The 15,955-nt window shown below is 59.0% G+C and carries 17 protein-coding genes and 2 tRNA genes; 10 read left to right on the top strand and 9 right to left on the bottom strand.

Annotated features, from left to right (window positions below):
* Positions 1–810 (bottom strand): HAD-IIB family hydrolase, encoded by an 810-nt coding sequence (locus ACYBHZ_RS04935; RefSeq protein WP_460273088.1) that lies wholly within the window; start codon positions 808–810, stop codon positions 1–3.
* A gap of 161 nt (positions 811–971) precedes the next feature.
* Between ACYBHZ_RS04935 and ACYBHZ_RS04930 the strand changes: the two genes are divergently transcribed.
* The 3 genes from ACYBHZ_RS04930 to lpxK are packed head-to-tail and all read left to right on the top strand — an operon-like array spanning position 972 to position 3,515.
* Positions 972–1,217: a DUF4170 domain-containing protein gene (locus ACYBHZ_RS04930; RefSeq protein ID WP_460273087.1), complete on the top strand. Its 246-nt coding sequence runs from the start codon at positions 972–974 to the stop codon at positions 1,215–1,217.
* Between the two features lie 13 nt (positions 1,218–1,230).
* Positions 1,231–2,526, top strand: a complete 1,296-nt coding sequence (locus tag ACYBHZ_RS04925; protein WP_460273086.1) for a 3-deoxy-D-manno-octulosonic acid transferase — start codon at positions 1,231–1,233, stop codon at positions 2,524–2,526.
* Positions 2,523–3,515 carry a tetraacyldisaccharide 4'-kinase gene (lpxK, locus tag ACYBHZ_RS04920; RefSeq protein WP_460273085.1) on the top strand — a complete coding sequence of 331 codons (993 nt, stop codon included), beginning with the start codon at positions 2,523–2,525 and terminating at the stop codon, positions 3,513–3,515. The genes ACYBHZ_RS04925 and lpxK overlap by 4 nt, the downstream gene beginning before the upstream one ends.
* A 4-nt stretch (positions 3,516–3,519) precedes the next feature.
* On the opposite strand, the gene ACYBHZ_RS04915 is transcribed toward lpxK, so the two are convergent.
* Both ACYBHZ_RS04915 and ACYBHZ_RS04910 read right to left on the bottom strand, forming a co-directional pair.
* A complete protein-coding gene (locus tag ACYBHZ_RS04915) occupies positions 3,520–4,155 on the bottom strand; it encodes a DsbA family protein (protein WP_460273084.1) in 636 nt (211 codons plus the stop codon).
* The gene (locus ACYBHZ_RS04910; protein WP_460273082.1) at positions 4,152–4,688 is read right to left on the bottom strand and encodes a DUF721 domain-containing protein; all 537 of its coding nucleotides are present in this window, start codon (positions 4,686–4,688) and stop codon (positions 4,152–4,154) included. The genes ACYBHZ_RS04915 and ACYBHZ_RS04910 overlap by 4 nt, the downstream gene beginning before the upstream one ends.
* A 113-nt stretch (positions 4,689–4,801) precedes the next feature.
* On the opposite strand from ACYBHZ_RS04910, the gene mutY reads away from it, so the two are divergent.
* The 3 genes from mutY (at position 4,802) to ACYBHZ_RS04895 (ending at position 7,296) form a co-directional block, all read left to right on the top strand.
* On the top strand, positions 4,802–5,851 hold the full coding sequence (gene mutY / locus ACYBHZ_RS04905) for an A/G-specific adenine glycosylase (protein WP_460273189.1): 1,050 nt from the start codon (positions 4,802–4,804) through the stop codon (positions 5,849–5,851).
* 34 nt (positions 5,852–5,885) lie between these two features.
* Positions 5,886–7,025: an alkane 1-monooxygenase gene (locus ACYBHZ_RS04900; RefSeq protein WP_460273081.1), complete on the top strand. Its 1,140-nt coding sequence runs from the start codon at positions 5,886–5,888 to the stop codon at positions 7,023–7,025.
* A 76-nt stretch (positions 7,026–7,101) separates the two neighbouring features.
* Positions 7,102–7,296 carry a hypothetical protein gene (locus tag ACYBHZ_RS04895; protein WP_460273079.1) on the top strand — a complete coding sequence of 65 codons (195 nt, stop codon included), beginning with the start codon at positions 7,102–7,104 and terminating at the stop codon, positions 7,294–7,296.
* 304 nt (positions 7,297–7,600) lie between these two features.
* Here the strand turns inward: ACYBHZ_RS04895 and ACYBHZ_RS04890 are convergent, their stop codons facing one another.
* The 3 genes from ACYBHZ_RS04890 to ACYBHZ_RS04880 all read right to left on the bottom strand — a co-directional run bounded on the left by ACYBHZ_RS04890 (position 7,601) and on the right by ACYBHZ_RS04880 (position 10,062).
* Entirely contained in the window at positions 7,601–8,701 is a 1,101-nt protein-coding gene (locus ACYBHZ_RS04890; protein WP_460273078.1) for a DNA methyltransferase, read from the bottom strand.
* 114 nt (positions 8,702–8,815) lie between these two features.
* On the bottom strand, positions 8,816–9,454 hold the full coding sequence (locus ACYBHZ_RS04885; RefSeq protein ID WP_460273077.1) for a ribonuclease HII: 639 nt from the start codon (positions 9,452–9,454) through the stop codon (positions 8,816–8,818).
* A 137-nt stretch (positions 9,455–9,591) separates the two neighbouring features.
* The gene (locus ACYBHZ_RS04880) at positions 9,592–10,062 is read right to left on the bottom strand and encodes a hypothetical protein (protein ID WP_460273076.1); all 471 of its coding nucleotides are present in this window, start codon (positions 10,060–10,062) and stop codon (positions 9,592–9,594) included.
* A 180-nt stretch (positions 10,063–10,242) separates the two neighbouring features.
* Between ACYBHZ_RS04880 and ACYBHZ_RS04875 the strand changes: the two genes are divergently transcribed.
* On the top strand, positions 10,243–10,533 hold the full coding sequence (locus ACYBHZ_RS04875; RefSeq protein ID WP_460273075.1) for a hypothetical protein: 291 nt from the start codon (positions 10,243–10,245) through the stop codon (positions 10,531–10,533).
* Complete coding sequence (locus ACYBHZ_RS04870; RefSeq protein WP_460273074.1) at positions 10,505–11,203, top strand: winged helix-turn-helix domain-containing protein; 699 nt, start codon at positions 10,505–10,507, stop codon at positions 11,201–11,203. The genes ACYBHZ_RS04875 and ACYBHZ_RS04870 overlap by 29 nt, the downstream gene beginning before the upstream one ends.
* 45 nt (positions 11,204–11,248) lie before the next feature.
* Here ACYBHZ_RS04870 and ACYBHZ_RS04865 read toward each other — a convergent pair.
* Positions 11,249–11,325: transfer RNA gene (locus ACYBHZ_RS04865), tRNA-Arg, on the bottom strand.
* Between the two features lie 324 nt (positions 11,326–11,649).
* Here ACYBHZ_RS04865 and ACYBHZ_RS04860 point away from each other — a divergent pair.
* Positions 11,650–12,708 carry a LacI family DNA-binding transcriptional regulator gene (locus tag ACYBHZ_RS04860; protein WP_460273072.1) on the top strand — a complete coding sequence of 353 codons (1,059 nt, stop codon included), beginning with the start codon at positions 11,650–11,652 and terminating at the stop codon, positions 12,706–12,708.
* A gap of 136 nt (positions 12,709–12,844) precedes the next feature.
* On the top strand, positions 12,845–14,689 hold the full coding sequence (gene ilvD / locus ACYBHZ_RS04855) for a dihydroxy-acid dehydratase (protein WP_460273071.1): 1,845 nt from the start codon (positions 12,845–12,847) through the stop codon (positions 14,687–14,689).
* A gap of 59 nt (positions 14,690–14,748) precedes the next feature.
* On the opposite strand, the gene ACYBHZ_RS04850 is transcribed toward ilvD, so the two are convergent.
* Together ACYBHZ_RS04850 and ACYBHZ_RS04845 are read right to left on the bottom strand one after the other, a co-directional pair.
* Positions 14,749–15,660 carry an META domain-containing protein gene (locus tag ACYBHZ_RS04850; RefSeq protein WP_460273070.1) on the bottom strand — a complete coding sequence of 304 codons (912 nt, stop codon included), beginning with the start codon at positions 15,658–15,660 and terminating at the stop codon, positions 14,749–14,751.
* A 125-nt stretch (positions 15,661–15,785) separates the two neighbouring features.
* Positions 15,786–15,861, bottom strand: a tRNA-Lys gene (locus ACYBHZ_RS04845).
* Between the last annotated feature and the right edge of the window lie 94 nt (positions 15,862–15,955).

Genomic DNA, 15,955 nt, shown 5'->3' with positions numbered 1-15,955 from the left:
TTAGCCTTTCTCAGTATTTTTGTATTCTTGTGCGATGCGCTCCTGCACCGCAATGTTCCAACCTTCGGGGCCCGGCGCAACTGCGCGCGTGATCCGGCCCTTCGCCTCTCCATCAAGGCGCGGGATACCCGGCCCGTGTGAATTTTCAACGACAACGCCATGGTCGGCGGTCTCGATCATCTCGACATCATTCGGCGCGTCGCCCAAGGCCATGGTCGTGGGTTTCGGGCTATACCGTGCGACAATCTCGGCCATCCGGTCGGCCTTTGTCGCGCCGAACGAGAGGGTGAGATAGCGCCCACCCTGCCGCGCGAGAATGCCTTTGTCTTTCAAAGCCGCCTCGAACGCCGCCTGACCGGATGGGGTGCCACTCCAAAGCCCCGGTTCGGAAAACTGGCGCTGCGCGGCCAGCGCAGCCTGCGCCAAGGGCAAACCGGTGTTTTCGGCCACCTCCGCGACGCTCCAGTCGGAGAAGCCTGTGAAATTCTCGCGCAGATCGGCGGGCAACTCCGCCAGCGCTGCACGCAAGGCCTCATGCGCGCTTCTGTCATGCAACGCCGCAGTGCCGGGCTCCAGAACCCCGGCACCGTTTTCGACAATCGCCGGACAGGCCTCGAAGCCCATTTCCGCGCGCAATTCAGCGATTTCCGATGCCGTTTTGGAGCTTGCCAGAACGAGCGGGACACCCAATGCGCGCATCCGGTCCAAAGCCGGCTTCGCGGGGGCCCAGGAGTAGCTGCCATGATCGAGCAGCGTGCCGTCCAGATCGGAAAAAACGATCAAGCGGGGTGCGATTGGATCCGTCGTCATGGCATCATGATGACCGCTGAAACGCGGGAGGAAAACAGTCGAACCGCAAATAATCCGATTTGCCGCAGCAAAGCGCCCAAGAATTGAGCAGTGCCCCCGGGGCGCTTGAACTCTCCTCGGATTGGACTAATGTGCGCTCCATCACTTCCAGGAGATGTTCCATGGCGCAAAGACTGCACCTCGTGTTCGGCGGCGAACTTGCCGATCCGTCCAAAACCGTATTCCGCAACGTCGATGACATTCACATCGTCGGGATTTTTCCGAACTACGAGACCGCGCACTCCGCCTGGAAAGCCGAAGCGCAGCGCACCGTCGACAATGCGCATATGCGCTACTTCATCGCGCATCTGCACCGCCTGCGGGACGAGGAACAGGTTGCGTCCTCCACAGAAGAACTCGGAGCGTGAGGCCTAGGCCAGAATGGCCAAGACTCTTCCCTTTCTGCTCTATTCCGGCCTGAACGGTCGGTCAGAGCAACGTCATATCGAACGTCTGGATCGCTTGGTGCGCGAAGGCACTCTGGCGACCCAGTCGCGTAACGCACGGCTGGCGCTCGATCAGCCACCGCGCCCGGAGGGCGAGGTGTTGTGGCTCCATGCCGCGACTCAATTCGCGCTTCGCCCCGCAATCGAGCTCTTCACACGAATCGCAGACGACCGACCGGATTTAAGCGCCGTGATCACGCTGAGCGCAGGGGTAAATCCGCCCCTCGCCATAGACGTGCCGGGCGCTTTCTTTCTCGACGCACCGGAAGAAGAAAAGACCATCATCCGCCGCTTTCTGAACCACTGGCAGCCCGACGGGCTGATCTGGATCGGCGGACGGTTCCGCCCGAAACTTTTGCAAGCCATTCGGAACGCGGGCCTCTCCGCCCTCTCGATTGACGCCCCCAAAAGCCCGACCAACCTCGATCCCCCCGCGCCGGTTCCGGGATTGCGGAACTCTGTGCTTGGGTGCTTTGATCAGGCCATCACGGCGTCCGCTGACAGCCTTGCGCTCTGGCGCCGCGCCGGACTTGAACCGGGGCAGATCGAACAGCTCGGCTATCTGGAAGAGGGCGGCATCGCCCCCGTCGTCGATGATGAAGACTTGAACCGCCGCACCGCTGAGATCGGCACGCGGCCCAGTTGGTTCGCCGCGCAAATTGAGCTCTCCGAATTGAGCAATATCATCCGCGCCCATAAAAGCGCGTTGCGCCGGGCGCACCGGCTTTTGCTGGTGATGTCTCTGGCTGATCCGACGTGCCGTGACAGCGTGCTCAAGCAATGCGAGGATACTGGCCTGAATGCAGCGGCACTCGGACCAGATGACTGTATTTCAGAAGCGCTGCAAATTGCCGTTCTCACGGAAAGCCCCGCCCAGCAGGACGGGCTTTGGCATCGGATTTCGCCCGTGAGCTTTCTCGGCAAATCCCTTGGCCCCTTCGGCGGCATAGACCCCTATCCGTCAGCAGCCATGGGCTCGGCGATTCTGCACGGGCCGCATGTCGATCATTTCGCCACGGCTTACGCCCGCCTCGCCGCAGGCAATGCCACACGGCAGGCCAATGACGGCCATGAGCTTGGCGCTCAGCTCTGCGAATTGATGTCCCCGGACAAAACCGCCCTGATGGCGGCGGCGGCTTGGGAAATCGCATCGACGGGGGCAGAGGTCACAGACCGCGTCTCTGATCTGGTGCAGGACATCCTCGACCTGAGAGAGAGGCTCGATCGATGAAAGAACCGCTTTTCTGGTCGAACCCGGCCCAAAAGCCCGGCTGGCAAGCCCGGCTTCTCGCCCCCCTCTCCGCACTGTACGCCAAGGCCACCGCCCGGCGCGTCGCAAACGGAGGCTACAAGGCCAGCGTTCCGGTGATTTGCATCGGCAATATCAACGCGGGCGGCACCGGCAAGACCCCGACGACCATCGCCCTCGTGCAACGCCTGATCGAGCGGGGATACAGCCCGCACGTGGTCTCGCGAGGTTATGGCGGAGAACTTCAGGGACCGGTGCGTGTGGACGAGCGGCAGCACAGTGCCGATCAGGTCGGCGACGAACCTCTCCTGATCGCCGCCTTTACGACAGTCTGGGTCGCCAAGGACCGCGCCGCAGGCGTTCGCGAAGCGGAGGCGGCGGGGGCGGATGTCATCCTGCTCGACGATGGCATGCAGAATCCTTCCGTCGAGAAAGATCTGACGCTCATCGTGGTCGATGCTTGGCGCGGGTTCGGCAATGGACGTGTCATTCCGGGCGGTCCTCTGCGTGAGCCCATTGCCGCAGGAATGGTGCGCGGAGATGTTGTGCTCTCCATCGGGGATACGAAAGCGCAGGATCGGTTTGATGTAAATTGGGCTGGATTGGTCTCGATTCCCAATGTGAAAGCAGAATTGAAACCGCTTCCGACCGGGCTGGATTGGCAAGGGCTCAACGTCATGGCCTTCGCGGGCATCGGTCACCCCGACAAATTCTTCCGCACCTTGGAGCAGCTCGGGGCCAACCTCCTGCGCACCGAAGCGTTGAAAGACCACCAACCTCTCTCCGTCCCGCTGATGAAACGGCTCGAAGTCGAAGCCATGGCGCTCGACGCTCAGATGGTCACAACAGAAAAAGACGCGGTGCGTTTGCCCCGCGCCTTTCGCATGAAGGTTGTTACTCTTCCGGTGCGTCTCGATGTGACCGACTGGTCCCCGATAGACGCCCATCTAAGCAGAATTGGTCTGAGTTAGAGCCTTATTCCGCGAGTTTCGCGTCGAGAATGTCTTTCAGATCGTCGTAGCTCATGTTGGAATGCTTTTCGCCGTCGATCACCAGAGACGGTGTCGCGTTGATGTCGTATTCTGCGATTTCCTTGGTGAATTTCGCATAGAGCTTCTCGGCCATATCGCCGTCGTTCAGACAAGCATCGAGATTCTCGTCGGTCAGGCCAGCGCGTTTGCCGATTTTGCGGAGGTTCTCGACGATCTGCATCGTATCTTTGCCGCCAGCGAGCCAATCGGCCTGCTCATCGTAGAGCATCTTCTGCACGCCGAAATAACGCATTTCACCGCCGCAGCGCGCGACCATGGAGGCCCAGAGGCCGAACTTGTCGAAATACACTTCACGATAGACGAAGCGGACTTTGCCGGTGTCGATGTAATCCTTCTTCAGCTTCTCAAACACTTCTGAATGGAAATGCGCGCAGTGCGGACAGGTGTAAGAGGCATATTCGATCAACTCGATCGGCGCATCGGCATCACCGAGAACCAGATCAAAGATATCAGACGTGTCCGGCGCGTCCTGAGCCTGAGCAGGCGTCACGAAGAAGTTCGTAACAGCGGCGCCGATGGCCCCCAATGCGGTTGTGATCATGAATGTGCGGCGGTTCATTTGTCTTCCTTCGATTTGGTGTGTTGCCGGGTGAGGAATGTTCCGGCGAATGTCTCAAGCGCCTGACGCAACGCCTCGTCATGAACGCCCTCAGAAAGAGCGTGTGCCTCGGCTTTGGTTTCCGGCGTAACGTCTAGTGTCGATTTAGGTTTCGGGCTGTGAAAGGCGACACGCCCCTCGGCAAATCCCGTCGGTGCGGTTTGGGTGACATGAATGCGGCTGATCGCGTTGTAGCCATACACAGCATTCACCCGATCCCGGATTTTCGGCACCTCTGCCTGAAGCATCGGCGCAAAGGCCCCGGTGGTCAAAAGCGTCAGCGTGGCCCCAAAGCCGCCCTTGGCATAAGAGACCTTCACGGGCCGCGACATATTTGCCGTGGTTTCCCCGACGATCTCCTCCCAGTGGGTCAGCAGGCGGGATTCGGAAAATCCCCGCGCCTCGGACGCCTCACGAATGCGCGTCTGCAAAAGACCGGAGGTTCGTTCAAACCCCCGCTTGCGTCTTTTTCCTTCTGTCTGCGTATCCGTCATAGCGTCCTGTTGCATACCGGGCTGGTGTCTGCCCATCTTCCGTTTATTTTAGAGGTGCCTGCGTAAGGTGCCAGAAGAAAGCGGATGACAGGACCTAAAGATTGCGTGACGGAATGAAACACGACGGTGTCGCTGAGGCGCTTCTTGATTGGTACGACGCCCATGCGCGCAGCCTGCCGTGGCGTGTCTCGCCAGCGGACCGCGCGATAGGCGTGACGCCCGATCCCTACCGGGTCTGGATGTCGGAGATCATGTTGCAACAGACCACGGTCGCCGCCGTCAAATCCTATTTCGAACGCTTCACCGCGCTCTGGCCCACTGTCGTAGACCTCGCCAATGCCGAGGACGAGCGCGTCATGGGCGAATGGGCCGGGCTAGGCTATTACGCCCGCGCCCGCAATCTATTGAAATGCGCGCGGGTGATCCGGGATGAGTTTGGCGGCGTTTTCCCCAAGACTCGGGTCGAATTGCAGTCCCTTCCTGGCGTCGGCCCCTACACGTCCGCCGCCATTGCCTCCATCGCGTTCGATCTTTCCGAGACCGTCGTAGACGGCAATGTCGAACGGGTGATCTCCCGGCTGTTCCGCGTTGAAACCCCGCTGCCGACAGCGAAACCGGAACTCACGGAATTGGCCGAAACCCTGACGCCTGAACAGCGCCCCGGCGACTATGCGCAGGCGATGATGGATCTCGGCGCGACGATCTGCACCCCGAAATCTCCGGCCTGTGGCATCTGCCCTCTAACGATGGCCTGCGTTGCACGCGAGCACGCAGATCAGGCTCGATTCCCGCTCAAATTGCCCAAAAAGCCGAAACCCACCCGGCATGGTCACGCCTATGTCGGGCGCACGAAAGCTGGCGAATGGGTGTTGGAAACGCGCCCGGAGAAAGGGTTGCTCGGCGGTATGCTCGGGTGGCCCGGCACCGAATGGCAGCAAGAGCACCCGACCACGCCCCCCTACCCCGGAGACTGGGTCGAACTTGGGGAGGTGCGCCATACCTTCACCCATTTCCATCTGATCCTCACCGTTCACGCCGCCGATCATGTGACAAATCCGCCCGAAACCTGCACGCTCAAAGGCAATAACGCCTTTCGCGCATCCGATCTTCCGACCGTGATGCGAAAGGCATTTGACCTTGCCAGCACCAAGCTAGAAACTTGAACTCAAAACGCGGGCAGCCAAGGGAGATTCCCCGATGAATATGGCCCAAATCAGTTTCCGGAACGCGATCCCCTTTTGGCTTTCGCTCACCCTTATCCCCTTCATTTGGCTCGGCGCTTTTATCGGCGGCTGGACCGTGATCATCGTGCCGCTTTACGCGTGGTACATGTTCGGATTCCTCGACGGGATTCTTGGACTGAACAGCGATAATGCAGACCCGAACACGCCGGAAAACGAGCTTTTCTGGTATCGCGCGATCACCATCATCTGGTTCCCAGTGCAATTCGTGAACATCTTCGCGCTGATCTGGTTCGTCACCCATACGGATCACCTATCCACGCTTGAGATCATTGTGCTGTTCTTTGGCCTCGGGGTCTCTTCCGGGACGACCGGGATGGTCTATGCCCATGAGCTTTTGCACCAGCGCAACAACCTTGAACGCTGGCTCGGGGATTTGCTTTTGGCCTCCGTGCTCTACTCGCATTTCCGGACCGAACATCTCTTGGTCCATCACAAGCATGTCGGGACGCGACGGGATGCGGTGACGGCGCTTTATAACGAAGGGTTTCACCACTATTTCCTGCGTGTTTTGCGGGAATGTCCGCAATCCGCTTGGGAGGCCGAAAAGGCCCTGCTCGCGCGCAAGAGGCTGTCTGTCTGGAACCCGCGCAACCCGCATTTCCGCTATTGGACCCTACAGCTCATGATGCTGATCCTCGCCACATTGCTCGGCGGGGTGGCCGGGTTCTTCCTCTTTGCATGGCAAGCGCTCGTCGCGGTCTGGCAGCTGGAGCTGACGAACTATGTCGAACATTACGGGCTGACGCGCCGCCATCTTGGCGACGGGCGCTATGAGCATGTCAAACCGCATCACAGCTGGAACGCCGCGCATATGGCGACCAACTGGCTGTTGATCAACCTGCAACGCCACTCCGACCATCATTACAAACCCGACCGTCGCTTCCCGCTTTTGCAGAATTACGACGAGAGCGAAGCGCCACAATTGCCCTATGGTTACACCGTTATGGGCGTTGTCGCGATGGTGCCTCCGCTCTGGCGCCGGATGATGAATCCCAAGATTAAACAATGGCGTAAGCAATATTACCCGGACCTCGCCACCTTCGAGGATTGGGAACCTTATAAAAATGGCACGAACCCGCTTCCGCGCCTTTAAGAGACCCCGTTTCCGTTAAAGAAAAGCCTCAGCCAGCCGCCATACTTGGGATGCGTCACGAGTATCGGAGGGGAAAATGGAGGAGTCTTTCGCACGAGAAGAAATCGCCTTACGGCGCAAATTCTTGTTTCGGATGCTCAAGGGGTTCGACTTTTCCTCTCCGCGGTTTCGACCGGAGGAAAGCATCTCTGACCCGCTGCCCAAAGGGGTCTCCGCCGACTGGGCCAAGTTCTATTTCCAGACCATTCCAGCCACACAGCACCCGCACTAAAGCGTTTCTACTTAAACCTGAATCAGGGTTTGAGCAGAAAGGCGGAGCAACGTCCAAGCGGAGCGGGCGTTTCGACTTTATGTGATAGATCAAGTTAAAGTCGAAACGCTTTAAGGCCACCGACACAGGCACAGGCACAAAAAAGCCCCGCCGATAAACACAGCGGGGCCAAGGTTGTGCCGCGTAGTCAGGCCGCAGGCACCAGGCTTTAACTTTTAAATCTCGGGAATTTGCCCTGTCGGATTTGCGTCGGACACATGTCGGACTTTCGTCGGGCACGTATCCTCGCAAATCTCATGTCGCGTTACTGCATCTCCGCGCGAATCTGTTGGCGCAACACGTCGATCGGGACCGTCTTGCCATCGCGTTTGAAGGTCCAGTAGGTCCAACCGTTGCAGGACGGTGCGCCTTCAAGACGTGCGCCAACCTGATGGATCGACCCTTTCACTTCGTCAGCGACCAGCGTGCCATCGGCGCGCACCTTGGCCTTTTGACGCCCGTTCAACGAATAGAGCTCCTCGCCCGGACGCAGCATGCCGCGCTCCACGAGCTGACCGAAGGGCACACGCGGTTCAGCGCGTTTGGAGGTGGAGACGCGCAGCGCATCCTTGTCGTATTTGCGGACAGAGGCGATACGCTTCTCAGCGACCTCGCGGTATTTCTCTTCGCGTTCGATGCCGATGAACTCGCGGCCGAGCATCTTGGCCACAGCGCCGGTGGTGCCGGTGCCGAAGAACGGATCGAGGATCACGTCGCCCGGATTGGTCGTGCCGACGATTACACGGTGTAGAAGGCTCTCCGGCTTTTGCGTCGGGTGGGCCTTCTCGCCATTGTCGTCCTTGAGGCGCTCGCCGCCGTTGCAGATCGGCAGAACCCAATCAGAACGCATCTGGATACCTTCGTTCAGGGATTTGAGCGCTTCGTAGTTGAAAGTGTATTTCGCGGCTTCGCCCTTGGACGCCCAGATCAGGGTCTCATGGGCGTTGGTCAGGCGTTTGCCACGGAAGTTCGGCATCGGGTTGGATTTGCGCCACACCACGTCGTTCAGAATCCAGTAGCCCTGATTCTGCAACTCCGCGCCAAGGCGGAACACGTTGTGGTAGGATCCGATCACCCAGATCGCGCCATTCGGCTTGAGAATGCGGCGGGCGGCTTTGAGCCACTCACGGGTGAAGTCGTCGTAAACTTTGAAACTGTCGAATTGGTCCCATTCATCATCGACCGCATCCACCTTGGAGTTGTCCGGACGATGCAAATCGCCCCGCAGTTGCAGGTTATAGGGCGGGTCTGCGAAAATCAGGTCAACGCTTTCCTCGGGAAGAGCGTTCATCACCTCGATGCAATCACCAGACAATATCTCATTGATCGGGAGCGAGTTCGCCCCCTTGCGGATGGTGTTCGTCATGTTCTGCCTCATATCGCGCCCCTTAAGGGACGTCGTTTTAACGCGCCATTTTTGGCGTCATTTATGGCTCTTAAGATGAGTCATCCGGGATTCCGCGTCAATTTCTTTTTCGAATCAGTCACTTACGTTTTTATCTTGATACAAGATATTGTGTACGGGCTTGAACGAACGCCTATGATGTGGTGTCACCCCCAAATCTCGGAGCCCCTCCATGTGGATTTTGGTCCCGTAACCCGCGTTTTTCTCCCAGCCGTAGCCGGGGTACTGTTGCGCCAAATCCACCATCAGCCGATCACGCCAGATTTTCGCGACAATCGAGGCCGCTGAAATCGAAACCGAACGAGCATCGCCCTTGACGATGGCCTCGGCGTCGAGGCCAAAGGCCGGGGGCACCTTGTTGCCGTCGACCAGCACGTAATCGGCTTTGAGCTTCAGCCCCGCCACCGCGCGCTCCATCGCCCGAAGCGAAGCTTGCAAGATGTTGATCTCGTCAATCTCTTCGACCGAGCAGGACGCAATGGAGACATCAGCCTTGGCGAATATCTCGTCATAAAGCGCTTCGCGACGTTTCGCGGTCAGGGCTTTCGAATCGTTGAGGCCCATTGGGATCGCCTCCGGGTCGAGCCAAACGGCGGCGGCCACCACGGGTCCGGCCAAAGGACCGCGTCCGACCTCATCCACGCCAACGATACGGGCATAGCCGCGACGCGTTGCGGCCTCTTCGAAACTGTAATCGGGGATCGTTTTTACCATACCCCTGTGAAGCCCATGCAGAACAGCGGCGCAAGAAAAAAGCGGGTGAGAAAACTCACCCGCCAAGTGACGTGACCCGTGGCAATTATGAGGACCATCAAGCCACGTATCTGCTCGATAGGGGGGGGGGGCGTTCCTTAACGAGACGCGCGGGTGCGCTCGACGCGGTAGCCGAAATTGGTCAGGCAGCTGACATCATATGCGTCCTTTTTGCCCTGACGTGTTTTCACGCGGGTTTCGCAGGCGCGCGGTAAACGAACCTGAGCCCGGTTGTTCCGCTCGATGCAGTTCTCCATCGCGACGAGGCGTTGCTTGCCACCCGTTTTGGCGCTGAACACACATTGGTTCGGAATATTGCGCTCGCGGGAACGATCACGGTCGCGGTCGCGATTCTGCCAAGACTGCTGTTGATAACGCTGATCATGGACCACAACGCGGTTCTTGTCCTTGTTCTGATCCTCCAGCGCCTTGCCGAGCACGAAGAGCGTCACGAGCCCGCCGAGCGCCAAGGCGGCGTCATTATTGTCAGCTTTTGCAGGGGCGGCGGCGAAACCGGCGGTTGCGATGGAAAGCGCCAAGAGGCCAGCGGTAAATTTCGTGAGTTTCATCGGTCGTCCTTTCAGATCCTGGGCCCCGCCATGGTGTTGGAGGCGGGCTTGCGAGGTGATGGGACGGTGATGACCTGTTTCGGGAAAATCGCTCAATAACAGCGAAGTGTCATTGGATAACAGCAGCCAAAAGTGGCTTTGCTATTGAATAACATCGTGCTTGCTCACAGGATCGCGAGCATGAAAAAGCATCTTCTTCTCCCTCTCCTCGTCGTGCTCGCCACCCTGCCGGGATTGGCCAGAGCCGACTGTTACGCGAGCTATAAAGCCAAGCGTGACAACCCGCTCAAGCTGCATTTCGGCGTGGCCGAGGTCAGCGACAATCAGTGCTCGAAATCGGCGGCGGCCAAGGCTTTGGCGCCGCGTCTGGAAAAAGAGGGCTGGCACCTTCTCTCCATCGTCGCGATGATCCCGGAAGAGAAACTGGGCGAGGTGAAGGCCGATGCTGGCAAATATTTCCTCCGATACTGACAGCCGGAAGGTCTCCCGCGTTGCGATCTACGGCATCGCGGCCATCGTCGCGATTCTGTTCGTGGCTGCGGTGCTTTTGTTCGTGAACCTGCCGGATGCGAATGCGTTCAATGCGCGGGTCGAGCGGATATTCGTTGAGAACGATCTGACGACTCAGGCGGAAATCAAGCTTCTGGAAATCCTAGCACAATCAGGCAGCTCGTTTTCCGCAGTGCTCAACTCCTATCGGATGGTGATTTTCGTCTTGTTGGTCTTCTCCACCGCCCTGCTGATCGCGGCGCTGGTGTTCCTCGTGGTGATCATTGCCCTGAACAAACGCATGAGCGAGATTGAAAAGCGCGGGATCGAAGTGTCCTCGCTACTGATTTCGCGCGCGGAGAACACCGTCTATCTGAACAACATGGAATTCAAACTCACCCCGGCGGCGATTGAAACCTTGTCGGTTCTGGCCGAAGCGCGGCTCGATGACGATGTTCTGTCGGGTGCGGAGATCGAGGCCGTGATCTCGGGCCGCAGCGCGACAGATTGCGAAGAGGCGGCCGGCGCAACGCGGATCAAACGTCTGCGCGACACGCTTGGCAATCAGATGGTGAGTGAGCTTCTGGTCAAGAACATTGCACGGAAGGGCTATATGCTTTCGTGCCCCCGTGATGTGATCAAGATGGTCTGAGCCCAGCTCAGACCAATCTGGCGCTCACACCGCAAGATATTCAAATGGTGACCCCGGCGGGATTCGAACCTGCAACCTGCCCCTTAGGAGGGGGCTGCTCTATCCAGTTGAGCCACGGGGCCACGCGCCCTCTCATAGCCGGGGCCGGGGCTTGGACACAAGAGGCGAGCGCTGTCAGCGCCTGCCATAAAGCGATGAAACCAAAAAGGGGGAGCGACTTTGGCCCACCACTCCCCCTTTTACGATCCGCATTCCGGTCAAAGATCGACGACCCTGCCAGAGCGCGCGGATTTTTGCACGATTGAACGTCTTAATGAGCGCGACTCTTCGACATTACGCACAACAAATTTGTTAGCGTTAACATAATCTCTTCACAACGCGTAGACAAGGCTGTTTTATGCTGTAGACTGAAGGGAATTATTCAAGACATTCAGGAGGGTCACGTCATGTCGCAGGGTTCCGGGAATACACCTTCCAAGCGGCCTTTAACTTTGCGCGACGTGTCCGAAGCTTCCGGCGTCTCGGAGATGACGGTCAGCCGTGTGCTCCGCAATCGCGGAGACGTGTCAGAGACCACCCGCGCCAAAGTGCTCGAAGCGGCGCGCGAACTTGGCTATGTGCCGAACAAGATCGCGGGCGCTCTGGCCTCTTCTCGCGTCAACCTCGTCGCGGTGATCATCCCCTCAATGTCGAACATGGTCTTCCCCGAAGTCATGACCGGCATCAACGATGTTCTCGAAGGCACGGAGCTTCAGCCGGTCGTCGGCATCACAAATTACAAACCCGAACGCGAAGAGGCCGTGCTCTATCAAATGCTGTCCTGGCGCCCCTCAGGCGTGATCATTGCCGGGCTTGAGCACACCGAAGCCGCGAAAGCAATGCTGGGCGCTGCGGGCATTCCGATTGTCGAGATCATGGACACGGACGGCGAGCCGATCGATTCCGCCGTCGGCATTTCCCATCGCCGCGCCGGTCGTAAAATGGCGCAGGCCATTGTGGACGCTGGGTACAAGCGGATCGGTTTCCTCGGCACCAAGATGCCCCTCGACCACCGCGCCCGCAAACGGTTCGAAGGCTTTACCGAGGTGCTGGCCAAGGCCAAGCTCGAAATTGCCGACAGTGAATTCTATTCCGGCGGCTCCGCGCTCAAGAAAGGCCGCGAGATGACCGAAGCGATCCTCAAACGCAATGAGGAAGACCCGCTGGATTTCCTCTACTATTCCAACGACATGATCGGAGCTGGCGGGCTGTTCTATTGTCTCGACAATAACATCGACGTCCCCGGTCAGGTTGGGCTCGCGGGCTTCAACGGTATCGAATTCCTCGACGGCCTGCCACGCCAACTCGCCACGATGGACGCCTGCCGTGCCGAAATCGGGCGCGCTGCGGCGGAGATCATCGCCAAACGAGTCGAAAATCCGGACGCCCCCGGCGGTGAGGTCATCACGCTGGAGCCGTCCATCGCCTATGGCGACACTCTGAAGCGAAAGAAAAAGCTGATCTGACGCCTCTCGGGGCGCTTTTCAGCAACTTTATTCAAGTTCGCACATCCCATCGTGACTGGAAATGACGCTCCGAAAGATTTAAGGAGCGTCAAAGCCCGTCTTTGCGGGCAGCCAGACGTAGCGGAAAGAAAGCAAAATGCCACATTACAGATCCCGTCGCTCCACCCATGGTCGCAACATGGCCGGTGCCCGCGGCCTTTGGCGCGCAACCGGCATGAAAGATGGCGACTTCGGCAAGCCGATCATCGCCGTGGTGAACTCCTTCACCCAATTCGTGCCCGGCCACGTCCACCTCAAGGACCTTGGCCAGATGGTCGCGCGCGAGATCGAGAAAGCCGGTGGTGTGGCGAAAGAGTTCAACACCATCGCCGTGGATGACGGCATCGCCATGGGCCATGACGGGATGCTCTATTCCCTGCCCTCGCGCGAAGTGATTGCGGACTCTGTGGAATACATGGTCAACGCACATTGCGCCGACGCCATGGTCTGCATCTCCAACTGCGACAAGATCACCCCCGGCATGATGATGGCCGCGATGCGCCTCAACATTCCGGTGATCTTCGTCTCCGGCGGTCCGATGGAAGCCGGTAAGGTGAAGATCGACGATCTGGAACGCGCTGTGGACCTCGTGGACGCGATGGTCGCAGCTGCCGATGATCAATACACCGACGCACAGGTGGACGCGTTTGAACAGAACGCCTGTCCGACCTGTGGCTCCTGCTCCGGTATGTTCACCGCAAACTCGATGAACTGTCTGGCGGAAGCGCTGGGTCTGGCGCTGCCGGGCAACGGCTCGACGCTGGCGACCCACGCGGATCGCAAGAACCTCTTCCTCGAAGCAGGTCGCAAGATCGTCGAGATCACCAAGAAACACTACGAAGAGGAGCTTCCGGGCTACCTCCCGCGCGAGATCGCGACGTTTGAGGCATTCGAGAACGCCATGTCCCTCGACATCGCCATGGGCGGGTCGACCAACACGGTGCTGCACCTTCTGGCGATTGCCCATGAGGGCGAGGTGGATTTCACCATGACGGACATCGACCGCCTGTCGCGCAAAGTGCCCTGCCTCTGCAAGGTCGCGCCGAACATTCACAACGTCCATATGGAAGACGTTCACCGCGCTGGCGGCATCTTCTCCATTCTCGGCGAAATGCAACGTGGCGGCCTGCTCCACGGCGATGCGCGCACCGTGCACAGCGACACCATGGGCGCAGCGATCGCCAAATGGGACATCAAAGTCGCAAACAACCCCGAAGCCGAAAGTCTGTTCAAAGCGGCCCCCGGCGGCGTGCGCACGACGCAGGCGTTCTCCACCGAGAACCGTTACAAAGAGCTGGACACCGACCGTGAGAACGGCGTGATCCGCTCTGTCGAACATGCCTTCTCGAAAGACGGCGGTCTGGCGGTTCTGTTCGGCAACATCGCCGAGCGTGGCTGTATCGTGAAAACCGCGGGTGTGGATGAAAGCATCCTGAAATTCACCGGCACGGCGCGGGTGTACGAATCCCAAGACGATGCGGTGAACGGCGTTCTGACCCGCGAAGTGCAGGCCGGTGAGGTCGTCATCATCCGCTATGAAGGCCCGCAAGGCGGTCCGGGGATGCAGGAAATGCTCTACCCGACGTCCTATTTGAAATCCAAAGGTCTGGGTAAGAAATGCGCCCTTCTGACCGATGGGCGGTTCTCTGGCGGCACCTCGGGCCTCTCCATCGGCCACGCCTCTCCCGAGGCGGCTGAAGGTGGCTTGATCGGTCTGGTGGAAACCGGCGATACGGTCGAAATCGACATCCCGAACCGGACGATCAATCTGGCTGTGGACGACGCCACTCTGGCCACGCGCCGCGAAGCGAAAGGCCCGCTGCCGTGGAAACCCGCCGCACCGCGCCCGCGCGCCGTCTCCACCGCGCTCAAAGCCTATGCGATGTTCGCCTCTTCCGCCGACAAAGGCGGGGTGCGCATCCTGCCGGACAGCGAAAAATAAGAGACGAATCCAGCCAAAATCAAAGAATGCCGCTCCATCCGGGGCGGCGTTTTTTTTCATTAACGGCGCGCCGTGATCACGGGAGCGCCAGAGGCGTAAAGAACGAGCGCGCCAGTCTCATCGATCTCGAACCAGTCAACTGAGGCGAGCGCCGCGAGATAGCGCCCTTCCTGCGTCATAAGCGCCTCCGGGCACATCATCTTTGTCGAGGCCAACGAACCGAACGACAACCCCTCAGGACCAAGCTCCAGCGCGCCCATGTAGCGATTGCAACTGGCCGAACCTGAGACACGCGCCTCCTTAGAGATCGCCAGCGTCACACGGCTCGCATCAATGATCCCGGCGCCCTCAATGTCTTCGATGTGCCACTCCGGGCCACTCAGAACATCCAGCGCATCACCCGCGCAGCCGCGCAGCATCTTGCCACCGTATTTCAGCGTCACACTCTCTGGGTAGGTCATTCCCGTCATGTCATCGCGGCACAGGCTTGGCCGCAGAAACAGAGACAAATCCGGCCAATCATACCACAAAGCCCCATCGAACAACCGCGCATCGGGCAGGTTTTTCTCAAGGGCGATCTCGCCATAGTCGAGCGATGCGGCAAGCTTTCCATCCTCGACGTCGATCCGCCAGCCCGGCTCATTGCCGCGTGCGGTCCATGTGGACGGATCAGAGATCAATGCGCAGGTCTGCTCGCCCTCATCGGAGGAAAAAAGCGCCTCATCGCCCTTGATCCAAAAGACGAGATCCCCGGCCTCGCTCTCATAACGCGCACCGGAGGCCGCTGGGGCTTGATGCAAAAGGGAGACTTCCGAGCCAACCTGGAGAATCGCTGCGCCCTCCGCGAATCCGACATGGCCACTGACATCGTCGCAACGTAGCTCAGTCGAAAACCCGAACGGCGTCTCCCCGGCAAAAACAGGAAGCGCCGATAGCAAAGCGCAAAGGAAAACTGATTCTCTGAGGAACATGGCACTCTCTCCAAACAACACACGCAAAGCATACGCCGCGCGCGGAAAGGCGTCCATCAACGCAAGCGGAAAGCCGCGAAATGGCAGATTGCCAAACTCCGACAAAACGCATGTTTCGGTGAAAGTGGTGAGCCGTGCAGGATTCGAACCTGCGACCCACTGATTAAAAGTCAGTTGCTCTACCAACTGAGCTAACGGCCCACTCTCTTCAGCCTCATCGGCTGTGCGGCGGGGTTTACTGGTGTGGGTCAGGAGCGTCAAGCAGAAAACTGAGATTTTCTTGGAAAAGGTTCTC

The sequence above is a fragment of the Celeribacter sp. ULVN23_4 genome (genome assembly GCF_054788345.1).
The sequence above is the reverse complement of the archived record's forward strand: the minus strand, read 5'-3'. Positions and strand labels throughout refer to the sequence as shown.

Excerpts from the sequence above, each read along its gene's own strand:
- mutY (WP_460273189.1), top strand. The coding sequence starts at position 4,802 with ATGAAACACGACGGTGTCGCTGAGGCGCTTCTTGATTGGTACGACGCC.
- ACYBHZ_RS04860 (WP_460273072.1), top strand. The coding sequence starts at position 11,650 with ATGTCGCAGGGTTCCGGGAATACACCTTCCAAGCGGCCTTTAACTTTG.
- ACYBHZ_RS04930 (WP_460273087.1), top strand. The coding sequence starts at position 972 with ATGGCGCAAAGACTGCACCTCGTGTTCGGCGGCGAACTTGCCGATCCG.
- ACYBHZ_RS04935 (WP_460273088.1), bottom strand. The coding sequence starts at position 810 with ATGACGACGGATCCAATCGCACCCCGCTTGATCGTTTTTTCCGATCTG.
- ACYBHZ_RS04915 (WP_460273084.1), bottom strand. The coding sequence starts at position 4,155 with ATGAACCGCCGCACATTCATGATCACAACCGCATTGGGGGCCATCGGC.
- ACYBHZ_RS04900 (WP_460273081.1), top strand. The coding sequence starts at position 5,886 with ATGAATATGGCCCAAATCAGTTTCCGGAACGCGATCCCCTTTTGGCTT.
- ACYBHZ_RS04890 (WP_460273078.1), bottom strand. The coding sequence starts at position 8,701 with ATGACGAACACCATCCGCAAGGGGGCGAACTCGCTCCCGATCAATGAG.
- lpxK (WP_460273085.1), top strand. The coding sequence starts at position 2,523 with ATGAAAGAACCGCTTTTCTGGTCGAACCCGGCCCAAAAGCCCGGCTGG.
- ACYBHZ_RS04870 (WP_460273074.1), top strand. The coding sequence starts at position 10,505 with ATGCTGGCAAATATTTCCTCCGATACTGACAGCCGGAAGGTCTCCCGC.
- ACYBHZ_RS04895 (WP_460273079.1), top strand. The coding sequence starts at position 7,102 with ATGGAGGAGTCTTTCGCACGAGAAGAAATCGCCTTACGGCGCAAATTC.
- ACYBHZ_RS04880 (WP_460273076.1), bottom strand. The coding sequence starts at position 10,062 with ATGAAACTCACGAAATTTACCGCTGGCCTCTTGGCGCTTTCCATCGCA.
- ACYBHZ_RS04850 (WP_460273070.1), bottom strand. The coding sequence starts at position 15,660 with ATGTTCCTCAGAGAATCAGTTTTCCTTTGCGCTTTGCTATCGGCGCTT.
- ACYBHZ_RS04910 (WP_460273082.1), bottom strand. The coding sequence starts at position 4,688 with ATGACGGATACGCAGACAGAAGGAAAAAGACGCAAGCGGGGGTTTGAA.
- ACYBHZ_RS04875 (WP_460273075.1), top strand. The coding sequence starts at position 10,243 with ATGAAAAAGCATCTTCTTCTCCCTCTCCTCGTCGTGCTCGCCACCCTG.
- ACYBHZ_RS04885 (WP_460273077.1), bottom strand. The coding sequence starts at position 9,454 with ATGGTAAAAACGATCCCCGATTACAGTTTCGAAGAGGCCGCAACGCGT.
- ilvD (WP_460273071.1), top strand. The coding sequence starts at position 12,845 with ATGCCACATTACAGATCCCGTCGCTCCACCCATGGTCGCAACATGGCC.
- ACYBHZ_RS04925 (WP_460273086.1), top strand. The coding sequence starts at position 1,231 with ATGGCCAAGACTCTTCCCTTTCTGCTCTATTCCGGCCTGAACGGTCGG.